Source organism: Mesorhizobium sp. M4B.F.Ca.ET.143.01.1.1 (assembly GCF_004792275.1).
Taxonomy (GTDB): domain Bacteria; phylum Pseudomonadota; class Alphaproteobacteria; order Rhizobiales; family Rhizobiaceae; genus Mesorhizobium; species Mesorhizobium abyssinicae.
This window is the reverse complement of record NZ_SRSR01000372.1, coordinates 1-281: the sequence shown is the minus strand read 5'-3', so window position 1 is coordinate 281 and position 281 is coordinate 1. Positions and strand designations below refer to the sequence as shown.

At 60.5% G+C, this 281-nt stretch carries 1 pseudogene; it reads right to left on the bottom strand.

Features of this window, described 5'->3' with window-relative positions:
- Positions 1 to 255, bottom strand: a pseudogene (locus EN786_RS37410) (alpha/beta hydrolase); the annotation flags it as partial.
- Positions 256 to 281 lie beyond the last annotated feature (26 nt).

Sequence of the window (281 nt, the reverse complement as noted above, 5' to 3'; positions counted from 1 at the left end):
GTCCGCTACGCAGGAATAGTCGCGCTTGGAGAACATGCGCCAGTAGCCGCCATGAATGAACATGTGCACCGGCAGGCGGTCGCGTTTGCCCTGCGGGAAGAACAGGTCGACGGTCTCGGTAGCGTCCGGCCCATAGGCGATATCGGCAACCATCGGAAGTCTCAGCCTCACCTCCGCGCTCAGACGAACGATCTCTGCGACAATGTCGTCGAACTCGGCGACGTGGTCGCGAATGCGAAAGGGATCCTTGGTCATCGTCTCTCAGCTCAGATCGTCACGGC